At 62.7% G+C, this 22579-nt stretch carries 18 protein-coding genes; 10 read left to right on the top strand and 8 right to left on the bottom strand.

Annotation, left to right across the window (positions count from 1 at the left end):
* Window positions 1-60: 60 nt before the first annotated feature.
* The 3 genes from OXG98_17590 to OXG98_17580 form a co-directional block, all read right to left on the bottom strand.
* Window positions 61-867: a phytanoyl-CoA dioxygenase family protein gene (locus OXG98_17590; protein MCY3773824.1), complete on the bottom strand. Its 807-nt coding sequence runs from the start codon at window positions 865-867 to the stop codon at window positions 61-63.
* A complete protein-coding gene (locus OXG98_17585; protein ID MCY3773823.1) occupies window positions 864-2222 on the bottom strand; it encodes a glycerate kinase in 1359 nt (452 codons plus the stop codon). Before OXG98_17585 ends, OXG98_17590 begins: the two co-directional genes overlap by 4 nt.
* Window positions 2223-2321: 99 nt before the next feature.
* Window positions 2322-2552: a twin-arginine translocase TatA/TatE family subunit gene (locus OXG98_17580; protein ID MCY3773822.1), complete on the bottom strand. Its 231-nt coding sequence runs from the start codon at window positions 2550-2552 to the stop codon at window positions 2322-2324.
* Between the two features lie 280 nt (window positions 2553-2832).
* Between OXG98_17580 and OXG98_17575 the strand changes: the two genes are divergently transcribed.
* Window positions 2833-3453, top strand: coding sequence for a hypothetical protein (locus OXG98_17575; protein MCY3773821.1), 621 nt, complete (start codon window positions 2833-2835; stop codon window positions 3451-3453).
* Here the strand turns inward: OXG98_17575 and OXG98_17570 are convergent.
* Both OXG98_17570 and OXG98_17565 read right to left on the bottom strand, forming a co-directional pair.
* Window positions 3407-4822, bottom strand: coding sequence for a HupE/UreJ family protein (locus OXG98_17570; GenBank protein ID MCY3773820.1), 1416 nt, complete (start codon window positions 4820-4822; stop codon window positions 3407-3409). The genes OXG98_17575 and OXG98_17570 overlap by 47 nt on opposite strands.
* Window positions 4801-6030, bottom strand: a complete 1230-nt coding sequence (locus tag OXG98_17565; GenBank protein MCY3773819.1) for a hypothetical protein — start codon at window positions 6028-6030, stop codon at window positions 4801-4803. Before OXG98_17565 ends, OXG98_17570 begins: the two co-directional genes overlap by 22 nt.
* A 412-nt stretch (window positions 6031-6442) precedes the next feature.
* Between OXG98_17565 and OXG98_17560 the strand changes: the two genes are divergently transcribed.
* Genes OXG98_17560 through OXG98_17535 form a run of 6 tightly spaced genes read left to right on the top strand, consistent with a single transcriptional unit; the run spans window position 6443 to window position 15436 of the window.
* Window positions 6443-7891 (top strand): aminotransferase class I/II-fold pyridoxal phosphate-dependent enzyme, encoded by a 1449-nt coding sequence (locus OXG98_17560; GenBank protein ID MCY3773818.1) that lies wholly within the window; start codon window positions 6443-6445, stop codon window positions 7889-7891.
* A 14-nt stretch (window positions 7892-7905) separates the two neighbouring features.
* On the top strand, window positions 7906-8730 hold the full coding sequence (locus OXG98_17555; protein MCY3773817.1) for a phytanoyl-CoA dioxygenase family protein: 825 nt from the start codon (window positions 7906-7908) through the stop codon (window positions 8728-8730).
* Entirely contained in the window at window positions 8727-9917 is a 1191-nt protein-coding gene (locus OXG98_17550) for a mandelate racemase/muconate lactonizing enzyme family protein (GenBank protein ID MCY3773816.1), read from the top strand. Before OXG98_17555 ends, OXG98_17550 begins: the two co-directional genes overlap by 4 nt.
* Window positions 9918-9942: 25 nt before the next feature.
* Window positions 9943-11097: an AAA family ATPase gene (locus OXG98_17545; GenBank protein MCY3773815.1), complete on the top strand. Its 1155-nt coding sequence runs from the start codon at window positions 9943-9945 to the stop codon at window positions 11095-11097.
* Window positions 11098-11130: 33 nt separating this feature from the next.
* Window positions 11131-11841, top strand: a complete 711-nt coding sequence (locus OXG98_17540; GenBank protein ID MCY3773814.1) for an inosine monophosphate cyclohydrolase — start codon at window positions 11131-11133, stop codon at window positions 11839-11841.
* 31 nt (window positions 11842-11872) lie between these two features.
* On the top strand, window positions 11873-15436 hold the full coding sequence (locus tag OXG98_17535; protein ID MCY3773813.1) for an FG-GAP-like repeat-containing protein: 3564 nt from the start codon (window positions 11873-11875) through the stop codon (window positions 15434-15436).
* A 32-nt stretch (window positions 15437-15468) separates the two neighbouring features.
* Here OXG98_17535 and OXG98_17530 read toward each other — a convergent pair whose 3' ends face one another.
* Together OXG98_17530 and epmA are read right to left on the bottom strand one after the other, a co-directional pair.
* Window positions 15469-16494 carry a galactitol-1-phosphate 5-dehydrogenase gene (locus tag OXG98_17530; protein ID MCY3773812.1) on the bottom strand — a complete coding sequence of 342 codons (1026 nt, stop codon included), beginning with the start codon at window positions 16492-16494 and terminating at the stop codon, window positions 15469-15471.
* Between the two features lie 48 nt (window positions 16495-16542).
* Entirely contained in the window at window positions 16543-17880 is a 1338-nt protein-coding gene (epmA, locus tag OXG98_17525; GenBank protein ID MCY3773811.1) for an EF-P lysine aminoacylase EpmA, read from the bottom strand.
* Window positions 17881-18138: 258 nt separating this feature from the next.
* Between epmA and OXG98_17520 the strand changes: the two genes are divergently transcribed.
* The 3 genes from OXG98_17520 (at window position 18139) to OXG98_17510 (ending at window position 22355) form a co-directional block, all read left to right on the top strand.
* Entirely contained in the window at window positions 18139-19227 is a 1089-nt protein-coding gene (locus OXG98_17520) for a sorbosone dehydrogenase family protein (GenBank protein MCY3773810.1), read from the top strand.
* Window positions 19228-19248: 21 nt separating this feature from the next.
* Window positions 19249-21057, top strand: coding sequence for a DNA mismatch repair endonuclease MutL (gene mutL / locus OXG98_17515; GenBank protein MCY3773809.1), 1809 nt, complete (start codon window positions 19249-19251; stop codon window positions 21055-21057).
* A 677-nt stretch (window positions 21058-21734) separates the two neighbouring features.
* Window positions 21735-22355: a hypothetical protein gene (locus OXG98_17510; GenBank protein MCY3773808.1), complete on the top strand. Its 621-nt coding sequence runs from the start codon at window positions 21735-21737 to the stop codon at window positions 22353-22355.
* 44 nt (window positions 22356-22399) lie between these two features.
* Here OXG98_17510 and OXG98_17505 read toward each other — a convergent pair.
* A partial coding sequence (locus tag OXG98_17505) for a hypothetical protein (GenBank protein MCY3773807.1) occupies window positions 22400-22579 on the bottom strand: 180 nt, incomplete at its 5' end.

The following is a 22579-nucleotide window of genomic DNA, read 5'->3' as shown; positions in this document are numbered from 1 at the left end:
TACCTGAACGATGCGCCGGGCTGATGCCGGGCTGTCCCGGTTGCCGGAGACGCGAGCGGACTACACCGTCAACGTGACCGCGTCCATGCGAGCGACATCTTTGACTTCAGTATACGAGGCCAGGGCCATCAGTTCGTTGGTTTCCGGCGAAAGCCGGGCCTTCAGGGTGTCCGTCGTCCACGGTCCGCCGCCGCTGTATTGCGGCGCGTACCGCAGCACGAGCACGATGCGCTTGCGGTCGGCCGGCTTCCATCGGAGCGTTCCGTGGGTGAGCAGTTCGGAGATAACCACCGCGTCACCCGCCCGGGGCGTGACGTTTACCGTGCCACGCGGTGCGTCGTCTTCCAGGTCACCCCCGTCGAAGATCGTATCGGGCCGGTCGAAATTGCACTTGTGGGACCCGGGCACGACCACGAGTCCGCCGTCTCCGGGATGCACGTCGGTGAGATAGGTGAATACGACAAAGTCGTCACAGTAGATTCGGCCGTCCCGGCATTCATAGCGCGTACTCTGCCACCCGTAGGACTCCCGCGCGCAGTGGAGCGATCCGGCATCGACGACTCCGCCCGCCTGGTTCACGAGCATGGAACCCCGGACAAAACGCGGCTTTCCGGAGGTGAATTCCTTCACAATGGGCCAGTAACCCGGCTGGAACACCAGTCTTTCCAGTGCCTTGTCGAAGGCGAATCCGTTTTCGTAAATACGCCCGTCCCTGCTCCCGAAATCCGGCGGCAGGTCTTCAGAAGGCGTCTCGATATACCGCTCGGCGGCGGCACGCGCCTCGGAAAGCTCCGCTTCACCGAGGACTCCATCCAGATGCAGATAGCCGGTCAGGTCGAACAGGTATCTTTGCTCTTCGGTCATCATGATCGATCCCGGTTTTTCTGAGGCCCCTGGCCGACGAGTAACAAGCGCAGGTCCATCACGTTCGTGTGGGTAGGTCCCGTAATGACGAGATCGCCCAGCGGTTCAAAGAAATGATAGGCGTCGTTGTCGTCCAGGCGGGCAGTGGCGGCCAGTCCCCTCCCGGCCGCCCGCGCCAGCGTCTGTCCGTCCGCCACGGCGCCGGCCGCGTCAGTCGGACCGTCCGTGCCGTCCGTGCCCGCGCTGAACACGACGGTTCGTTCCAGTCCGTCGATGCCGGCAGCGGCGGCCAGGACGAATTCCTGGTTTCGCCCGCCTTTTCCGCCGCCCTTCAGCGTTACCGTGGTCTCGCCCCCGGAAATCACGCACGCCGGACTTCGCACCGGATCTCCATGTCGCACGATCTCCCGGGCCATAGCCGCATAGACGCGGGCGATTTCCCGGGTCTCGCCGTCGATGGAACTGGACAGCACCAGGGCGTTATAGCCTCTTTTCTCCGCCTCCGTCCGGGCGGAATCGAGCGCCTGGCGGTTGTTGGCGATCATCACGTTCCGCGTGCGATCGAAGACCGGATCGCCGGGACAGGGCGTTTCGGGTTCAGACCCTTTCATCCCGGCATCCAGGTGGCGGATCACCGAAGAGGGAAGTTCATCGTGCAGTCCGTACTTTCCCAGAATTTCCCGACAGTCGGCGTAGGTGCTCTCGTCCGGTACCGTGGGACCCGACGCGATGACGTCGAGCGGGTCTCCGATGACGTCCGATAGGACCAGGCCGACCACGCGCGCCGGCGAAGCGAGCCTGGCCAGCCGACCGCCCTTGACGCGCGAGATATGCTTGCGAATCGTGTTGATCTCGTTGATCGTCGCGCCGCACTGGAGCAGCCGGCCGGTCACCGCCTGCTTCTCCGCCAGCGTCACCCCTTCGGCCGGCAGCGGCATAAGCGCGGAGCCCCCGCCCGAGAGCAGGCAGAACACCAGGTCGTCCTCCCCGAGGCGCTCCAGGAGCTCGACGATTCTCTCCGTTCCTTCCACGCCGGCGGCATCGGGGATGGGATGCCCCGCTTCGATCAGCTCTACATACGTCAGCGGCGCCGTATGACCGTACTTGACGTTGACGGCTCCCCCGGTGAGCCGGTCGCCGAGTATCGATTCCATGGCACCGGCCATCATGGCGCCCGCTTTTCCGGCGCCGACGACGTAAACCCCGTCAAAGCGGTCCAGGTTGCAGGAGATGCCGCCGATATTCAGGCTGTTCCCGTCGCGCACGACATGACGCATGGTCGCTGCCGCTGGATCGACGGCCCGCAGGGCCGCGTCAAATATGCTACGTGCGTCGGTTCGAAGATCAACAGTGGACATGGCCGGGTTCGCGGATCGGCTTCGGCTGCGAATCAAGCAAAACGGGCGCACCGCCAGCCGGCCGGCACGCCCATTCGACAGATCGACTATCCGGTTGTCTTATGACCGGTCCAATTCCTTTGACGGCGGCGGCCTTCGGGGCGGCTGCTCCTGCTCGTCGATGTCCATCGCGCGCTGGATTTCAGTGTTCGCGTTGTTCACGACGCGTTTGAATTCCCGCACCCCCTTGCCCAGTCCCCTTGCAAGGGCCGGAATCCGGTCCGCGCCGAACAGGAGCAGGACGATCAGGAAAATCACCATCAGTTCCTGCATCCCGATGTCACCGATCATGTTGCCACACTCCTGGCGTGAAAGACGACCGTTCACGGCTTTTAAGCGATCGCATTTCGCGGCCCTTCCCTGAAAGCAAGACGTTATGCCGAAAATGTACAGGGCAGGTCTTGGCCGGGCAAGCGAATAATGTGGGGAAGCCGTCCACAGGGTCCGTTCCGGGCGGGCTCCCAGATCGTTCTTGACGGCCAATCTCCTGGCGGCCAGTTTACACGAACGCGGATAACGGACCGTTTGCGCGCATGACGGACGGCACGGACAGGTCAGATCGGGGGTATGGATGGACAACAGGCCTATCGTAAACCAGGGCAGGCTGTACTGGACGGGGCAGCACTGGATCAACTATCTGCGTCCCGCGGACGCCGGGGAGAACAGCGGGATGGTCAGCCTGTGGCATACGCACTACAGTTCGGCCGGCGAAGGGACCGTGGCGTACGTCCTGATCGAGGACGGTGCCGCCTACCGGAGAATCTGTACGGACAACCCGGAAATGGCGGCCTTCATTCAAGGATGGATGCGCGGCCGGGGCGGCATGTACGACATGGAGTTGGAGATCACCCAGGCCGCCTTTACGCGGGGCGGAAGCGTCCTTGATTCACCGTCCTGGACCATCGATACGGAAGATGACCAGATCATCGCCCGCTGGAGCGGCCTGCAGCTCCCGGAACTGCTCGAAGCGCCCGCGCCGAAACTCAGGGAGGAATGGGACGTATTCTCCTGCCTGTTCTTCGCCCGCTCCGCGCAGATCATGTTCGACGGCCATCTCATCGCCGGCGATCCCTATGCCGTCGATATCTGGAAACCCAGCCTCGGCGGAGAGCGCAGCTCCTGCGTGTTCGCCCTGTCCGAGACCTTCATTCATGCAGCCAGCCTGGACGGCCGGGACGGCCGGGACGAGTGAGCGCCCAGCCGGCGAAAGCGGCGATGATCAGCATCAGCGCCAGGAGTCCGGCCACGCCGTAAAGCGCGCCGTCCGGCGACGCGGACAGCAGATCGAATTCCCACAGCGAACCGCCCCGTTCCACCAGCCAGTGCCAGGCCGTATGGCCCGCGAGCACCGAGAGTATGATGGCTCCGGTCCGCTTGGTCTGCCTGGTGCCCTCGCCCGGGATGTATCGGAAGAGTAACCTGAGTATCGGGACGCAAATCAGAATCACGAGCAACTGGCCGATCTCGACTCCTACGTTGAAGGCCAGGAGAGAGGTCACCAGATGTTCTCCCCCAAAAGGCAGCATGTCCCGGAGGGCGTAGGCGAAACCGAACCCATGTATGAGGCCGAAACCGAAAACGGCAATCCAGCGGCGGCGCAGCCCCGGGGAGACGATATTCTCCAGAGCCATGTAGACGATAGAGGCCGCGATCAGCGTTTCGACGAGGGGGACGAACCAGAGAGCAGCGGGCGCCAGGCCCAGTGTGGCGGCGATCAGCGTGACCGAGTGCGCGACCGTGAAGGCGGTGACGAGGATCACGAGCACTCGCAATCGCTGAAAGGGGATGACCAGGCAGAGCAGGAACAGGAGATGGTCCATACCGTCGAGGATGTGGGTGAATCCGAGCTGAACGAATCGCCACGCGGCCTGGTGCCAGCGGGGATCGAGCACGATACGTCCCGGATTCCCGGTGTACTGGTAGAGACGCTCGCCGCCGGTCGCAGACAGGAACCGAAGCACGGTCGAGACCCGCATGCCCAGTCTTTCCAGGCCGGGCAGAATGGAAAACTCCGAACGATCCGATGTAATCCGGTAATCGAACAGCACGTCCAGCATGACCTGTTGCCAGTAGATCTGCGTGTCTGCGGGCAGGGGCTGCCCCAGGGTAGAGGCCAGCGCGGTATCGTATGCGCGGAAGGACTGATCGGAGGGAAGGGAGGCCCTGACGGCGGCCAGTTCAGGTACGGGCAGACGCGTGCCGTCTTCGTAGATCGACACCTCCTGGCCGATCCAGAGCATGGCGGCGTCGTTCAGGGATTCGTCGGCGCGGGCCAGGTCCAGGTAGCCCGGACCGACTAACGGAAAGTTAACATCGAGCATGGCCTCCAGCGGCACGCGCACGAGCAGCCGGAGGCTTTGGCCTTCCGGCTTGACAAAGGCCTGAATGGTGATGTCGCGGGGAATGTCGTGGCCGTATGCACCGGTTACGGGCACAGCAGCCATGAAGCCTGCGATAGCCAGGAACAGCAGGACGCGGGTGGCAACCTGGGAGGCCGCCGCCCCGCGTCCGTTCAGAGAGGAAAGCCGATCAGCTCCCGCTACCTGGATGCGGTGGGCCATATCACGCCCTGGTCTTTTTGCTCGACCGGGGCCTCACCCATGTAGGTGAATTTCTGCAGGCGCTTGCCTTCGTAGGTCTCCGTGGTGTAGATGTTGCCCTTGGAGTCGGTGGCGATGCTGTGCACGCCGAAGAACTGGCCGGGCTGGCGGCCTCCGTCTCCGAACGTGGTCAGCACTTCCATCGTTTCGCGAAGGAGCACGTACACCTTCATGTTCTGTCCGTCGGCAACGTAGACGTATTTCTGTTCCGGATCCTTGGAAAAGGCCACGTCCCAGGTGGAACCCGCGCCGAGCGTGTTCCCTGAGAGGACTTTCTCCATCACGAAGGTACCGTCCGTCCGGAAGACCTGGATGCGGTTGTTCGGACGGTCGCAGACGTACACGAGGCCGTCGTTGGACGGGTCGGCGGCGTGAACGGGATTGCGGAACTGCTGGGCCGGCGGCGCCTCGGGATCATACCGGCCGAGGTTCGCATCGTCCGGCTCGTTGCCATAGGCGCCCCAGTACCGCTTGAAGGCCCCGGTCTCGATGTCGAGCACGGCGACACGCTTGTTGAGGTAGCCGTCCGCGACATAGGCCTCGTTCGCGCCAGCGTCGAAGGAGATCTTGGCCACCCGGCCGAAACTCTCCATATCCATGCTGTTGCCGGTCCACTGCGGATCGGCTTCGTCGAAGGAGTCAGCCTTCCGCGCGCCCGGTTTGCCGAATTGCTTCAGAAAGGTGCCGTCCTGGGCGAAAACCAGGATGTGGGCGTCATCGCCCCCGTTGCCGCCGATCCAGAGATTGCCCATGGGATCGACCGTGATGCCGTGATTCGACGCGGGCCAGTCGTATCCTTCACCCGGACCACCCCAGTGGTTCAGCAGGTTGCCTTCCGGGTCGAACTGGAGCACGGGCGGGGCGGGAACGCAGCACTCGGCCACTGGCGGGTCCTGCGCGGCGCCCAATTCGGTACTCGGATTGCCGTTGCCGCGGTGTATGATCCAGATGTTGTCGCTGGCGTCGACCGTTACGCCGATGGCCGAGCCCAGGATCCAGTGGTTGGGCAGCGGCTTGGGCCACAGGGGATCCACCTCGAATACCGGCGCCGTCACGGCGTCGGATGCCTGCTCAGCCACCTCCATGTCCGCGCACGCGGACGCCATAATCAGGAATCCGGCTGCAAACACGGTGGCTGCGGCCATGCGATCTATTGACCTTCGTATCATGATTCCTCCCCGGTTACTCCGGCGTTCGTTCCGCTTACACCGTACGGACCGTTCGACCGCCACGCGCCAAGCAAAGCGCATGCGGCGACACGGCCGCCGTCACGAAACATGGTCTGGCATTGCGGTATGCTGCCGGCAGGCAAAGATGGCAAGTTGGTTGTACGACCATCAGGTTTCCAGATCGGTATAGGGCGAAGTTACCCCGCGCCGGAACGGGGGTCAAGCAAATATTCGCCGGATACGATCGCGGGGCCGGTCATTTATACATCGACAAACACGTGAAGGGAATCTATAATCTAAATGATTCTAATACGGCACTTTTGTATTCAATAGATGGATTCGGTAACGCAGGTAACGATGCAATACGCTGGAATGCGGCGCCTGCCCCCGCTGCTCACCGGAAACGGGAACCATGAAAGTTGACGCGCCCTGGGACATGAAGGTCAACCGACGGATACTCGAGATGGAGTATGCCGTGCGGGGACCGATACCCCAGCGGGCAGCCGAATTGAAGCAGCAGGGCAGACGGATCATCCCGTGCAATCTCGGTAATCCCCAGGCGCTCGGCCAACAGCCCATCTCATTCTACCGGGAGGTGCTGAGCCTGGTCGAACACCCGGTTCGGATCGAACGCGAGCGTCGCCTCAAAACGCTGTTCGACGATGGCAGCCTGGACGGCCTGGAAAGGGACGACTTCCACTCCGACTACGTGCTCGACCTCAGCGAACGCTATCTGGCGCGGATGGAAACCGGCATGGGCGCCTATTCGGACAGCAGCGGGCCGCAGTTCATCCGGGCAGCCGTGGCCGATTACATCGACCGCCGGGACGGAGCGGACGGCGGCCGCGTGCCCCGTTCCGACCCCGGGCAGGTTTTTATCACCAACGGCGCCAGCGAGGCGGTGCGGTACGTCATCGATCTGCTGATCGATGACGAATCCGACGGCATCATGATCCCCATCCCCCAGTATCCGCTGTACTCCGCGGCCATCAGGCGATGCGGCGGCGTACAGGTAGACTATTTCCTCCACGAGGAATCGGGTTGGGCCATGGACAGGGCCCTGCTGGAATCTTCCCTGGAAGGCGCCCGGGAACGCGGCGTGGCCGTCAAGGCCATCGTGGTCATCAGTCCGGGCAACCCGACCGGCGCGGTACTGAACGAGGAGACAATCGGCGAGGTCATTGCCTTCGCCGGGGAAAACGGCCTGGCCATCATTGCCGACGAGGTCTACCAGGAGAACGTCTACGAAGCGGACGCGGGTTTCGTATCCTTCGCCCGGGTGCTGGGACGAAGCGATGTTCCGCTGTTCAGCGTGCACAGTACCTCGAAGGGTTTCTACGGCGAGTGCGGCCACCGGGGCGGATATCTCGAGATCAGGAACGCTCCGCGTGTCGGAAACACCGGACTGTCTTTTACAGACCTGGTGCTCAAGCAGGCTTCGGTGAATATCTGTTCCAACACAGTCGGGCAGTTGATGATGTATCTCCTCGTCAGCCCCCCGCCCGAAAACGCAGAGCCCTACCGCCGTTTCACGATCGAGCGGAGAAAGATCCTCGACGACCTCCACGACAAGGCGGTCATGATACGGGCGGGATTCGACCACATGGACGGCGTATCCTGTTTCGGACGAACGGGCGCGATGTACCTGTTTCCCCGTCTGGACAGGCTGCCGGACGGAAAGAACGACTTCGATTACTGCATGGGACTCCTGGAAGCGACCGGGCTGGTCACGGTCAACGGCGCGGGATTCGGGCAGAAACCGGGCACCAGTCACCTGAGGATCGCGTTTCTGCCGCCCAGGGATGTCATCGAGGAGGTCCTTCCGAGGTGGATCGAATTCCATAAAGCGTATGTGAATTGACTGGGGCGAATCGCATGCTCACAGATCAGGAGAAATGGCTTTTCGATCTGCACGGTTACCTGGTCCTCCGCCAGGTCGTCTCGCAGGAGGACCTTGAACACATGATCGCGCGGTGCGACGAGTGGCACGGGATGGAAGAGAAGGAGCTGCCGCCGCCGCTCTGTTCCTACGACGATCCCGTCGAAAAACCGACCGCCGCGCGGGCTATTCTCCACGCCGAATACGCCGACCCGGTTTTCGACCGGTTGATCCTCAACCTGCCGATCATGCGCGTCGTGCTCGCCCTGACCCGCGAGCGCCCTCAGCATCTGCTGTCGGCCCTCACGGTGAACCTTCCCGACAGCGACGAGATTACGCTGCACAACGGCGCCTCCGGCGCATGGCGGAACCCGGCCAACGATTACCAGGCCGCGGACGGCGAGGTTTTCGCCACCTTCATCAACGCGGCCATTTCCCTGGTGGACGTTCCGGACGGCGCCGGCTTCGTCTGCATACCGGGAAGTCACAAGACCTATTTCGAACGGCCCCGACACGTCAACATCCGATCCGGTCCCCCGACGGTCGTCAACGTGCCCGTCAACGCCGGCGACGCCGTCGTTTTCACCGAGGCGCTGTGCCACGGCGCCCTGCCCTGGCCCTGGCACGATCCCCCGCGGCGCACCATGTTCCAGCGTTACTGCACGTCCTACGCGTCCTGGACGCCCGGTGCGGGCCCCATTGAGGAACACCGGAACCTGTTGTCGGAGGGCGTCTGCGAGATGAAACGCCAGGGCGGATTCCAGGGACCGAAGCTTGTTGTAGAGCGCCTGCTGGCGGAGTTAAATGGAGACGCTTCATGAAAATCACCGACCTGAAATGCGCCGTGATCGGACAGAATCCCGTGGTCCGGATCACCACGGACGAAGGGATTCACGGTCTGGGCGAAATCGAGAACTCCAAGCCCTACATGAAACCCCACGTCCTGTTCTATCGGGATTATATCATCGGCCAGGACCCGACGGACGTGAACCGCGTCGTCGCGAGCATACGGCGGCTGGGCAGTTTCAAGCCCTGGGGCAGCGCGGTCAGCGCCATCGAAATGGCCCTGTGGGATATCGCCGGCAAGGCGGCCGGCCTGCCGGTCTACAAGCTGCTCGGGGGAAAGATGCGGGACCGGGTCCGGGTCTACAACGGCGCCGTACGGTTTCCCATGAAGGGCGCCACGGTGGAAGACTACGCCGAGGACATGGCCCGGATGAAGGCGGCGCCAGAGGGTTTCACCATCATCAAGCAGGGCATCAGTTTCCACAGCCAGATGCCTACGCAGGTCCCCGACTTCTTCTACGGCGACCTGCAGCGCCAAGGCTTTCACGCCAATCGCGGTCCGCTCACCGAGAAGGGCCTGAAGCACCTGGTGGCCTGCATCGAAGCCATGAAGGCGGTCCTCGGAGATGAAGTCGGCCTGGCCCTCGACTGCGGCCCCGGCATGCTCGTGCCGGACGCCCTGCGCCTGGCGAAAGCCGTGGAACACCTGCACATCATGTGGCTCGAAGACATGATCACCGGCGACTATACGCCCTTTGTCCTGGCCGACCTCTACCGGGAGGTGAACTCGAGGACTTCTACGCCGATTCACACCGGGGAACAGATCTACCTTCGGGAGAATTTCGTCGACCTCATCGAGAAGCGGGCCGTGGACGTGGTGGGACCCGATCCCGCCGACGTGGGCGGGATCGCGGAACTCAAGTGGATCGCCGAATACGCCGACCTCCACGGCGTGCTCATGGCGCCCCACGGCGTCATCGACGGCCTGATCGGCCTGGCCGCGCTGGTGCACGCCTCGGCCGCCATGCCGCCCAACTACATCGCCTTCGAATATCCTGTCGGGAACCCGGCCTGGTGGTACGACATCGTGGAGGGCCTGCCGGACCCCGTCGTGAAAGACGGCTTCATCGAGGTCTGGGACCGTCCCGGCCTGGGCGTCGACCTGGTGCCGGACAAGACCGTTCCTTATCTGAAGGAAGACGACCAGGGATTCTTCGACTAGCTGTCGCGTATGCCCGGAGCGACCCATGTATGTGAGTCACCTGAAAGTCAGAAACTGGCGCAATTTCCCGCAGATTGACGTCGACCTGCAGAAAAGGCAGTTCATCGTCGGCCCCAACGCGTCTGGCAAATCCAACCTGATGGACGTCTTCCGGTTTCTGCCGGATATCGCTAAGATCGAGGGCGGCGGGCTGCAGAGGGCCGGCGCGGACCGGGGCGGCATGACGAAGATCCGGAATCTCGCCGCGCGGAGGGATCCGGATATCGCCATCGAAGTCCGATTCTCCGACCCGGTTAACGGACGCGAGACCTGGCGCTACGAACTGGGGCTCAAGCAGCAGGCCCGGGGGAACCGGCATACGCTGATTACCTACGAACGCGTGAGCAGGGACGGGGTCGCCCTGCTCGACAGGCCGAACGAGGACGACCAGGAAGACATCGTGCGGCTGACGCAGACCTACCTGGAGCAGATCGCCGCCAACCGGGCGTTCCGGGATATCGCCCGGTTCTTTCAGGCCATCACCTACCATCATCTGGTGCCGCCGCTTCTGCGCCATACGGACCTGATTCGCGGCCGGACCCTCGAGGGCGATCCATATGGACAGGATTTCCTGGAGAAGATAGCCCGGGAACATGAGCGGACGCGCAGGGCCCGGCTGTCCCGGATAGAGCAGGTGCTGAAGGTGGCCGTGCCGCAGCTGGAGCAGCTAGAATTCATACGTGACCAGGAAACGGGCCGTCCCCATCTCCAGGCCCTGTATGCCCACTGGCGGCCCCGGGCCGGCATTCAGCGGGAGGACCAGTTCTCGGACGGCACGTTGCGTCTGATCGGCATGTTGTGGGCGCTTCTCGAAGGCGATTCGCTCCTGATGCTGGAAGAACCCGAACTCTGTCTGCACACGGGCATCGTCAACCGCCTTGCCGCCCTGATCCAGCGCATGCAGCGGAACACAGGCAGACAGGTGCTGATCAGCACGCACAGCGATGCGCTGTTGTCCGACCCCGATATAGAGCGTGAGGAACTCCTGTTGCTGAAGCCCGTCCCCGAAGGATCGGAAGCGGAGGTGACCGGAAACGTGCGGGACGCCCTTTTTCTACTGGAGCGGGACGCCTCGGAAGACCGGGGCGCCTTCGAAAAGACCCACGCCGACAACCTGGATCAGTTGAATCTCTTCGAATGAAGAGACCGTCGTCAGGAAACCCAAAGGAACCGCATGCAGGCCCCGGAACGGAATTTCGCGCGACATATCGCCGCTAACAGCTATCCCGGACGGGGCCTGATCATCGGACGGTCGGCCGATGACGGTACCTGGCTGATGCTCTACTGGATCATGGGCCGCAGCGGGCACAGCCGGAACCGCCGGCTCACGATCGAAGGTCCCGTATTGCGGACCGAACCGGTCGACCGCTCCAGGCTGGACGCGCCTGAACTGATCATCTATCCCGCCATGCTCGAACTGTCGGGTATATACATCATCGCCAACGGCGACCAGTCGCAGACCATTTACGACGCGTTGAGAAACGGCGGAACCTTCGACGACGCCCTGGCCACCCGGGAGCGTGAGCCCGACGCCCCGAACTACACGCCGCGCATCAGCGGCATGCTGGACCTGTCAGGGCCGCCCACCGTTACCCTTAACATACTCAAGGCGAATCCGGTCGATCCCGCCCGGACCGACCGGGCGACCTACCGCCCGTCGCCACCGCCGCCCGGTCTCGGACTGTGCCTGACGACGTATGCGGGGGACGGGAATCCGTTGCCGGGATTTTCGGGCGATCCCCTGGCCATGCCCCTGGCAGGCGGTGCGGAGGAAGTCATGCGGACGTACTGGAACGCTCTCGACAGGGAAAACCGGATCGCCATCGCCGTGAAACGCGTGGCCCCGGACGGAAGCAGCGAACTCACGGCCATCAACAGGTATTAACCCTCCCCGAATCGAGGCGGCGCGGATGCGAATGCCTACGGGCACAATTGCGATATCTCTGGCCATATGCCTGCTCGCGGGATGCGGTGATACGCCTCCCTCCCGCGACGTGTGGGTGGAAGCCCTGTCGGAGAAGAACACGGGGCTGGCCTACCTGTATCGGAACGATCTGGAAGGCGCGGCGGGTTCCTTCGAGGCGGTCGCCGGGTTGGCGCCCGGAGAACCGCTCGGCCACGCGAACCGGGCCCTGGCACTTCTGAAGCTTCGGGATTACCGGACGGCCGGTGCGACCATCGACCGGGCAGTGGATCTCGCCCCGGGGGACGGCGCCGTCCTTTCCATCCAGTCCGACATCGTGGCGGCCCTGGGCGACCGCGAACGCGCTTTGTCCATTCTCGCCCGCGCCGTCGACCAGAACAGGCGCGACGTGGCGCTCCGGTACAAGTACCTCACGGAAATGAGAAGGCTGCGGGGACCGGCTCACCGGGACGAAGACACGCTTGGCGAACTGCAGGCCATGCTTGAATACGAACCGGACAACCTGGCCGTGCTCGTCGAGTTGAACGAAACCCTGGTTCGAATGGGCCGGTTACAGGAAGCCTCGGCCGGGTACGAACGAATGAGCCGGTTGCTCGTCCCCGTTCCGGCTGACATTCGGATCTGGCTGGACCGAACCATGGACGCGCTGAACCGCCGTGACACGGCCGAGGCCGGTTCCAGCGCGGGCATCCTGGGCAACCTGCTCGTGGTGGACCCGGCCTACCGGGCGTCGCGGGACCGCCTGGGGGATCCATCGCAACAGTCGCCCCCGCTCTACGATTTCCGGACGGCGCCGCCTGACCTCGCCGTCGTGACCGCGGACACCCTGGTCGACATGAATTTCGTAGATGCGGGCGACGAATCGATAAGCGCTTTACTTCCTGCCGAGGACGGATGGACGGACCTGGCGCTGCCGGACCTGGACGGGGACGGCCGACTAGACATGGTGCTGGCAGGCCCGGATGGGCTGGCCGTCATTCACAACCGCGAGCGTGGCTGGGAGGCCGGCTCGAACCCGTGGACCGGTGAAGACGCGGGTTCGAACTACCGGCTGACAACGGGGGATTTCGACAACGACGGGGACGCGGATCTGCACGTGGCCGAAGTCGGACTGTCCCGGGTGTATCACAACGCGGGAGACGGGACCTACGTCCTGGTCCAGACCTTCGATTCTACCGGGTCGAATTCGCCTGTGTACGCTTCGCGGGCGGATTTCGACCACGACGGCGACCTGGACATCCTGGCGTCCAACGGGCGGGCGCTTCGATTCTCTCGCCATACGGAGGGCGGCCTGTTCGAAGATGCCACGGCTGCAGTAGGTTTCGAAGAAACGGGAGGCGAAGTCTCCGTTGCGTCTGGAGATGGCGTTTCCGGCGCAGGCGGGAATGGCGCTTCCGGCACCCCAGCTGCCCAGCCGATTGTGTGGGGCGACTTCGATCTGGACGGGGCTGTGGACGTGGTCGCGCTGTTCGGGGACGGGGCGCACCGGATCTACCGAAACGTGCGTCAGGGCAGGTGGGTGGACTGGACCGGCCGCTTCGGCGGTATCCGCTGGGACGGAGCGAAGACGGTTGCCGCGGCCGATTTCAATAACGACGGCGCGCTGGACCTTTTTCTCGCGGGAACCGGGGGCGGCGGATGCCGGATGTTGTGGAACGAAGCAGGCAGCCGTTTCGACGGAAAGGGCACGCCATCGGCGTTCGGCAATGCGTGTGACGGCCTCGATGCCGTCGCCGTCCGGACCGTCGACTTCGACAATGACGGATTCATCGACCTGATCCTGGCCGGCGCCGCGGCGCCGGAGGGGGCAGGGCTCCGGCTGATCAGAAACCTGGGGAATGGCCGCTTCGAGGAACAGGCGTCCCTGCTGCCCGGCCTGCCTCCGACCATCGAAGACGTGGAACCCGGTGACCTGGACGATGACGGTGACCTGGATATCGTACTACTCTCCGCGGGCCGCCCCATGATACTCCGTAATGACGGCGGCAACGCAAACGGTTGGCTCAAGGTGCAGCTTGCCGCGGCCCTGGAAGGAAGCGGGAAGAACAACTTCTACGGCATAGGATCCACGATCGAGGTAAACGCCGGGGCACATTACCAGTCCCTGCTGGTCGACGCTCCCGTCACCCACGTCGGTCTCGGCACCCGGGAACAGGCCGACGTCATCCGGGTCGTCTGGAGCAACGGTGTGCCCCAGAACCGGATCGATCCGGAGTCCCGCACGCTCATCGTCGAACCCCAGCGGCTCAAGGGTTCGTGTCCGTCGCTGTACACCTGGAACGGCGACCGTTACGTATTCGTTACCCACCTGATGACGCGCAGCGCCATCGGCGCCCTGACGGAAACCGGCACGCCGGCCTTTCCGGACGCGGCGAACGATTATGTGAAGATTCGCGGGGACCAGTTGCGGCTGCGGGACGGAAAGTTCGAGGTCCGGGTCGTGGAAGAACTATGGGACGCGGTGTACATGGACAAAATGGAACTGCTGGTCGTCGACCACCCGGATGAGACGGACATCTACGTGGATGAGAAGTACCTGCCGCCACCGTACCCGGATCTCGAGATCCATACGGTGACCGAACCGCGCCTGCCCGTGGCGGCTCATGACCACCATGGAAGAAACATCCTGCCCCATCTCACCGCCCGGGACAGCCTTTACGTCGGTGATTACAGGCTCGGTGACTTCCAGGGCGTCCCCGAACTCCATTCCATTACGCTGGACCTGGGCGATCTGAAGGACGCGGAACGGATCCACCTGTACCTGTGTGGCTGGATCATGCCCGTCGAGCCCAGTTCCAACCTGGCCCTGTCCCAGCGCGAAAACGCCGCCGTGGTCGCGCCGTACCTGGAAACGCCGGACGAGGAAGGAATGTGGCGGACCGTGATACCGTACACCGGCTTTCCGTCTGGGGAACACAAGACCGTATTCATCGATTTGACGGACCGATTCGCTGCCGACGACTACCGCGTCAGGCTTACCACGAACCTGCAACTGTACTGGAGCGAGGCCTTTTTCACCGTCGACGAACCCTTGCAGGCCGAAACGCGCATCACGCGGATGTCGCCCGAAATCGCGGATCTACACTACCGCGGCTACTCCCGGGAGTACCGGACCGCGCCCTATGGACCATTTATCAGGGATTACCAATCGTTGAGCGGCGAACCTCAGTGGCTGCCTTTCGAGGGATACAGAACGCGGTACGGCGACGTGACGCCCCTGCTGAGGGCATCCGACAACCGTTATGTCATCTACAGTTCGGGAGAGGAAATCAAGGTGACCTTCGATGCCGCGGACCTTCCCGAACCACCGCCTGGCTGGACGCGAGACTTTGTCCTGCATACCGACGGATGGCTCAAGGAGGGCGACCTGAACACGGCGACCGCCGCCACGATCGAACCGCTGCCCTTTCACGGGATGCCCGATTATCCTTACGGTCTGGCGTCCCGTTATCCGGACGATGCCGACCTGCGAACTTACCGGGGCGCCTATAACACGCGCTGGGTCTCCCAGGAGGTGTTTCGGGAAGCGCTGCGGCTTCATGGACCGGGTCGCTGACGCGATTAAGGGTAGCGGGATACAGGACCGCCTCAGGAATCCGGCACCAGCGCCACCTTGATCAGGTCGCCCGGGTCGTCCACCAGTTTCGCGAAAATGCCGGGTCCCTGCTCCAGTTCCCGTTCGACGACCATGGAGGCGACGTCGATCCTGCCCGATGAGATCAGTTCGAGGGAATAGGCGAAGTCCAGGCTCGTGTAGGCATACGATCCGCGAACGACCAGTTCCCTGTTGACCATGGCCACGCCGTCTACGGCCATGGGCGCTTCGGCGCCGAGGCCCAGCAGTACGGCCTCGCCGCCCTGCCGCAGCATCCGCACGGCCTGTTCCTGCGTCGCCGTGTGGCCCACCGCCTCGACCGCCAGGTCCACCCCCTGCCCATCCGTCATGCCCAGCACCGCTTCCACCGGGTCGTCCGCCCTCACGTCGATGGCGTGGGTCGCGCCCATTGTGGAGGCCAGGGCCAGGCGCGAGGGCACCATGTCCGTTACCGCGATGCGGGTCGCCCCGATGTGGCGGGCCACCTGCAGGGCGAGGAGTCCCTGGGTACCCGCGCCGATGACGGCCACGCTTCGGATGAAACCGTGCAGGCTCCGGTCGAAGATATGCAGCGCGTTCGAGAGGGATTCGACCATGCTGCCTTCGAGATCCCCCACGTGGTCCGGCAGCCTGAAGCAGGACTCCGCCGGGACGGAAACGTAATTGGCGAAGGCCCCTGGATGCTCGATGCCGATGACCGTTCGGTGGGGGCAGATACTGGTGCGACCCCTTAGGCACTGGTCGCACCGGCCGCAGGACAGGATCGGGTTGGTGGTGACACGGTCGCCGATGGACAGCCCGTCCGCGCCGGAGCCCCGTTCCACCACCTCGCCGGTGAATTCGTGGCCCATGATCAAGGGCGGGACCCGCTTGGCGCTCTTGCCCAGAAAGCCGTGCAGGTCCGAACCGCAAATGCTCGCCGCACCGACCTTCAGCACGACGTGTCCGGGCGTGGCCCCGGGTTCTTCAACCTCCTGCATTTCCATCTGTCGCGTTCCCAGATACATCAGTGCCCGCATGGCTTCCTCCTCAGAACGATAAATGTGTTTCAGCTACTTCGAAATCGGTCAGAAATCCCTGAACATGATCATGGGATCGATGGTGGGCGCGTCGGAGAACAACATGGCCAGCCGGTCCAGGCCGAAGGCGATGCCGCCTGACGGAGGCATCCCGTATTCCAGGGCCGCCAGCAGCGCTTCGTCCACCCCGCCGTCGTAGTGTTCCCGCCCTGCCCGCGATCGCATGACGGCCAGGTCCGCCTCGAACCTGGCGCGCTGCTCCACCGGATCGTTCAGCTCCGTGAAGGCATTGGCCAGTTCCAGCCCGCCCATGTACAGTTCGAAGCGTTCCACGTACCGGGGGTTGTCCGGGACCCGGCGCGCCAGCGACGGCAGTTGGGCGGGATACTCGGTCAGGAAGACCGGCCGGCCGGCCGGCAGCGCGGGTTCCACGGCGGTCAGGAAAATGCGATGGAACAGGTCGTCCCAGTCATCGTCTTCACGTACCTCGTATCCCCTCGCCCTGGCCGTGGACGCGAACGCCTCCCGGTCATCGCAGTCGTCCAGGTCGATCCCCGACCGGTCCAGGAAGAAATCCCTCACCCTGTACCTCGGCCAGGGGGGCCGGAGGTCGACCCTGGTCCCCTGGTAGGTCAGTTCTCCGGCCTGGGTGAGCGTCTCGGCCAGTGACGTCACGTAGTCTTCGGTGGTGGCCATGACCGCGCCGTAATCGGCAAAGGCCTCGTACCACTCCAGTCCGGTGAATTCGGGATGGTGGGTGTCGAATCGTTCGCCATTGCGATAGAACCGGCAAATCTGGTAAATCCGTTCGCAGCCCGCCGCCAACAGACGTTTCATGTAGTGTTCGGGCGAGGTCTGCAGGTATAAGGTCCGTGTTCCGCCTTCGCCGTCCACGTATTGCGTTTGAAACGAACGCAACGCCGGCGTCAGGTCCGGCACGGTCATAAGGGTCGGCGTGTCCACGGCGATGAAGCCGCGGGATTCGAAAAAAGAACGGGTCCCGGACATGATGCGTGCGCGGATGCGCACGGCGCCGGCCGCTTCCGGTTCAGGCGCGTCACGCAGCCGGGGCGCCAGGAGCCTGAGGTCGGTAACAGTGTATACGTCGTTTTCCCAGGTACCCGCACATTCCACGAGGTCGCCTGAAAAAACCTGGGAAAGGACTTCAGACAAGGCCGGTTCATCCAGGGCGAGGTCGACCGTGCCGGTCCAGTCCTCGAGTACGCCGCTCCCGGCCCGCGGATTCAGCCGGACAAGCCGGCCGGCAATAACGGTCGCGTTTTCGACGACTCCGGATTCCCGCGCCTGGCGCACCGTATGCGTCCTGCCGACCCGGGCGGGATACGCGTCTATACCGTAGTTTTGCAGGCGTTCGATACGCGACATGGCCGGTTCCCGATGGGAAGTTTACTGCCAAACTCGTGGTAAACGTTAACGGTCGACAACCTCAAAAGCAAGCCTCAGTTTGCCCTTGATTTGTATCCCTGGTATCCTTACCATGGGTATAACCGGAAAGGACTTCAGGTCCCCGGCGCGCACCGCGCGTCTCCGGCCGGATTCCACCACCGCAACAATCACCACCGACCCGTTTCAATGACCCCAATCCGCATTTGGACTCCACGTCTGTTCCTGCTAGGTTTCCTGATGGTCGCGTGTGGAACGACTCCCGCGCCCGGTGACGGATCCCCGGAATCCAATCCTCTCCTGTCCCGAATCCATTTGCCGGAAGGCTTCCGGATCGCCGTTTACGCCAGCAGTGTCCGCAACGCGCGGGCCATGGCCATGGGCCCCGGCGGCACCCTCTTCGTGGGTTCCCGGCGCGCCGGGAATGTATACGCCGTCAGGGACAGGGACGGGGATTTTGTCGCCGACGAGGTGCTCACTCTAGATAGTGGGCTGAAAATGCCGAGCGGCATCGCCTTTCGAGACGGAGCGCTCTACGTCGCCGATATCAACCAGGTGCTTCGGTACGACGACATCGAAAACAGGCTGGATGATCCCCCGGAACCGGTCGTGGTCAGCCGGGGGTTCCCGTCCGACCGACATCACGGCTGGAAGTTCATACGGTTCGGTCCCGACGGCAAGCTGTACGTGCCCGTGGGGGCTCCGTGCAACATCTGTGAACGCGTTGATCCGCGTTACGCAACCATCATGCGCATGAACCCGGACGGAACGGACCTGGAAGTCTACGTGAGCGGTGTGCGCAATACGGTGGGCTTCGACTGGCACCCGGAGACAGGCGAACTCTGGTTTACCGACAACGGGCGGGACCTCATGGGCAACGACATCCCGCCGGACGAGTTGAACCGCGTGACCGAAGCCGGCCAGCATTTCGGCTTCCCGTATCACCATGGCACGGACATTCCGGATCCCGAATTCGGCGGCAGGCGCCCCTTGGATTCCATGGTACCGCCCGTGCAGGATCTCGGTCCCCACGTGGCCGCGGTGGGCATGAGGTTCTACACCGGCGACATGTTTCCGCCCGAATATCGACACCAGGTGTTCATCGCCGAGCACGGATCCTGGAACCGGGACGAGCGGATCGGGTACCGGATCACCCTGGTGCGCCTGGACGGCAACGAGTCCGCGGGTTACGAGGATTTCGCCGCGGGCTGGCTCGAGGACGAGGAGATTTACGGACGCCCGGCCGACGTCGAGGTCATGCCGGACGGATCCCTGCTTGTTTCTGATGACTACTCCGGGATGATATACCGTATCACATACGGGGAGTAAGCGTGGTAATTCAGGTGATGCATGGCTGATCAAATCAGGGTGCTGCCCGAGAAGCTGGCGAACATGATCGCCGCGGGCGAGGTGATCGAGCGCCCCGCCTCGGTCGTGAAGGAACTGGTCGAAAACGCGATCGACGCCGGCGGCGAGCGGATTTCCGTGGAGATCAAGTCGGGCGGGAAGCAGCTCATACGCGTCATGGACGACGGCGGTGGCATGTCCCGGGAGGACGCGCTGCTGGCCTTCGAGCGTCACGCGACCAGCAAGATCGGCAGCGAAGACGACCTCTACCGCATCGGCACTTTCGGATTTCGGGGCGAGGCGCTGGCCAGCATTGCCTCCGTGTCCCGGGTGGATCTGACGACGAATACGAAAGGGGAAGCGGCCGGGACCCGCATTCGCATCGAAGGGGGTTCGGCGCCTCGGGTAACGGACGCCGGTCGGGCAACGGGTACGACGATCGCCGTATCGCAGTTGTTCTACAACGTGCCCGCCCGCCGGAAGTTTCTACGGACAACGGGTACGGAGACGCGCCATGTGGTCTCCGTGGTTTCCTCCACCGCGATGGCCTATCCCGGGATCGCCTTCACGTTGACGGTCGACGGACGGGATACCCTTTCCCTGCCCGCCGTATCCAACACCTATACCCGCGCGCAGGCCGTCATGGGCAACACGCTCATGAACCAGATGATACCGGTCACGTTCTACGACGACCTCGTCAAGATACACGGGTTCATCAGCCGTCCGGACGCCGCCAGGGTTTCCCGTACTCACCAGTACCTGTTCATCAACCTCAGGCCGGTATCCAGCCGCGCCCTGAACCGCGCCGTGTTCGAAGGGTATGGTTCGATTCTACCCCGGGACCGGTATCCCGTATCCATCGTCTTCCTGAACATCGATCTCGACCAGGTGGACGTCAATGTGCATCCCGCAAAGCGAGAGGTCCGGTTCTCCGACGAGTCCAGGGTGTATGAGCGGCTCCTGCGGGCCATACGTCTGGCGCTTCAGAACTCGGACGTGGTGCCCGTTTTCGAAACGGATACGCCGGACGTATCCGAAATGACGCCGGCCGCGGCGCCCGGCAACGTGAGCGCGCCTGACCACGAACCGGCCAAGGCGCGCAGGACCCAGATCGACCTTTTCGGTCCCGCGCGCGGAAACGACGGGGATCCTTCGGGCGAGTGGACCTATGCGCCGGCGGACGCGGAGCGCGGGGAGCGTGACGAGACGGGACAGGGAACGGTCAGGGAGCACAACGATGCGGAAATGATATCGCTGTGGCAACTGCACAACGCCTATATCCTGGCCCAGGTTAGAGGCGGATTCATGCTCATCGACCAGCACGCCGCACACGAACGCGTACTGTTCGAACGGGCGCTGAGGACGATGGGCCACGAGTCCGCCCCCTCCCAGCAGTTGCTGTTTCCGGTGACCCTCGATCTCATGGCGCCGCAGATTGCACTGGTCCGGGAACACTTCGATCACTTTACCCGGCTGGGATTCAATGTGAAACTGTTCGGTGAACAGACCGTGGTCGTTGACGCCGTTCCCTGCATGGCGAGCAACCAGGGTGTAGATACACTCTTTCACCGTATGATTGAAAACCTGCAGGAAATGCCCGAAAAGAATCTCAAGACGGAAGAACGCATCGCGCTTACTTTTTCCTCCCATGCAGGAATCCGGAAGGGTGAATCGCTGTCCCTGCAGGAGATGAACGGGCTCGTAAACGATCTTTTCGCCACGGAAACGCCCTATGTGACGCCCCGGGGCCGTCCCACCGTGGTTCGCATGCCGCTCGAGGAGATCGAACGCAGATTCAACAGGCCAGCGTAGGTTTCTTCAGGCCGGGAGGAGGTTCTTCCTCCTGTCGAGATCCTTTCATCCACGATCCGATAAGTGTTTCACGATTCAAATAGGTTCTGTTAACGGCCACCAATTACTATGTCTACTTACTATGTCTACAGGTTGTGACAGGTCTGCAACTCGTCCTCGTCGGTAAACTTTTCCGGTCAGCCTCCATTTCCGCACTCTCTTTTGAAGTCAAGCGGCCTCCGGAGTCTCGGTCGCCGCGACTGCATTCACACTCCCGATACGTCATCAGCCTCCATTCATTGGGCTGTATTTGCCCAAAGGGGCTAATGATGACGCTATAATTACTTAATAACAGTACATAAGCATGTTATAGTCATATTTTGATGTCGATAAATCTTTTGTACTCGTCGAGTTTTCTTATATTGAACCTTTATGCGATGTTCAGCAGTATTTGTCAACGGATGGCCGAACGGTAGTTCGATCCGCCCTCTGCCTGGAGACGCTGTAGAGGAGTCTCTGTCTCACTAAACAACTCGTAACAAGGTCCATCGGGCGACCCGGATTCTGGACGGCAAAAGGATGGTCCGGCTACCGGACGCCAGGTGGAGTGCATACCGCAAACAATGTCCATCCCAACCTCCTTTCGAAACGGATATCAACGTACCCGAGCTTCCGATCCCGAATGGGCACGGCAGTATGTGGAGCACCTGGCCGTGGGCGACCCGTTGGCTGACGCCGCCGTCGAATCGCTCGCGGACCTGAACGAGGACACGAGTCAGTCTTTCGTCCGGGCCGGCATGGACAACGAGGAACAGACACTGAGCCGGGCCCCCCAGCCGCTTATCGACTTCTTCAAGGCTGTTGAACCGGTACCCGCCTGGTTTGATTCCCAGCAGGTCTATGCGGGGTGTCGGGGGTTCCACGCGAACTCGGATGTCCTGGCGCTCACTTTCGTCGTCGGCAGCGGCGTCCAAGGATTCTCCACCGTTATCGCCAAGTCGTTTTTCGCGACAGGCCGCATGACGGATTTCGGGATCCGAAGGACGCAGCAGAACCTCAGGCACCTTATGGAAATACTGATGCCTCACGCACTGGACAGAGATGGGGATGGGCGGAAACTGACGCTTCGCATCCGGCTGATCCACGCGCAGGTAAGAAAGCAACTCCGAGAATGGGACGGATGGGACGAAACCGCCGACGGTGTACCAATCAACGCTTCCCATGTGGTTCTCGCCACGGCCATTTCTCCGCCCAGTGCCTTAAGTTCGGAGAATGGCTCGGCGTTCGCCTGGACGACGAACAACGCGATAGTTTCATGACCATCTGGCGTTACACGGCACAACTGCTCGGCGTGCCCCGGGCTTTACTGTTCCGGAACTACCAGGAAGCGCTTGACTTCTGTCGTGTAGGCCTGGCCCGCGAGCCGGAGCCCGGTGCGGAACAGATCGCTATAGCGAATTCGCTCATAAACTCGGTTCCCTATCTGGGTGGTCTCACCGAGCGCGGGCAACGCAGGAAGTTCGCCAGAAAGCTTTATCGACTT

It is taken from the genome of Gemmatimonadota bacterium, from assembly GCA_026706345.1.
Classification (GTDB): domain Bacteria; phylum JAAXHH01; class JAAXHH01; order JAAXHH01; family JAAXHH01; genus JAAXHH01.
This window is presented reverse-complemented; position numbering and strand designations above follow the sequence as displayed.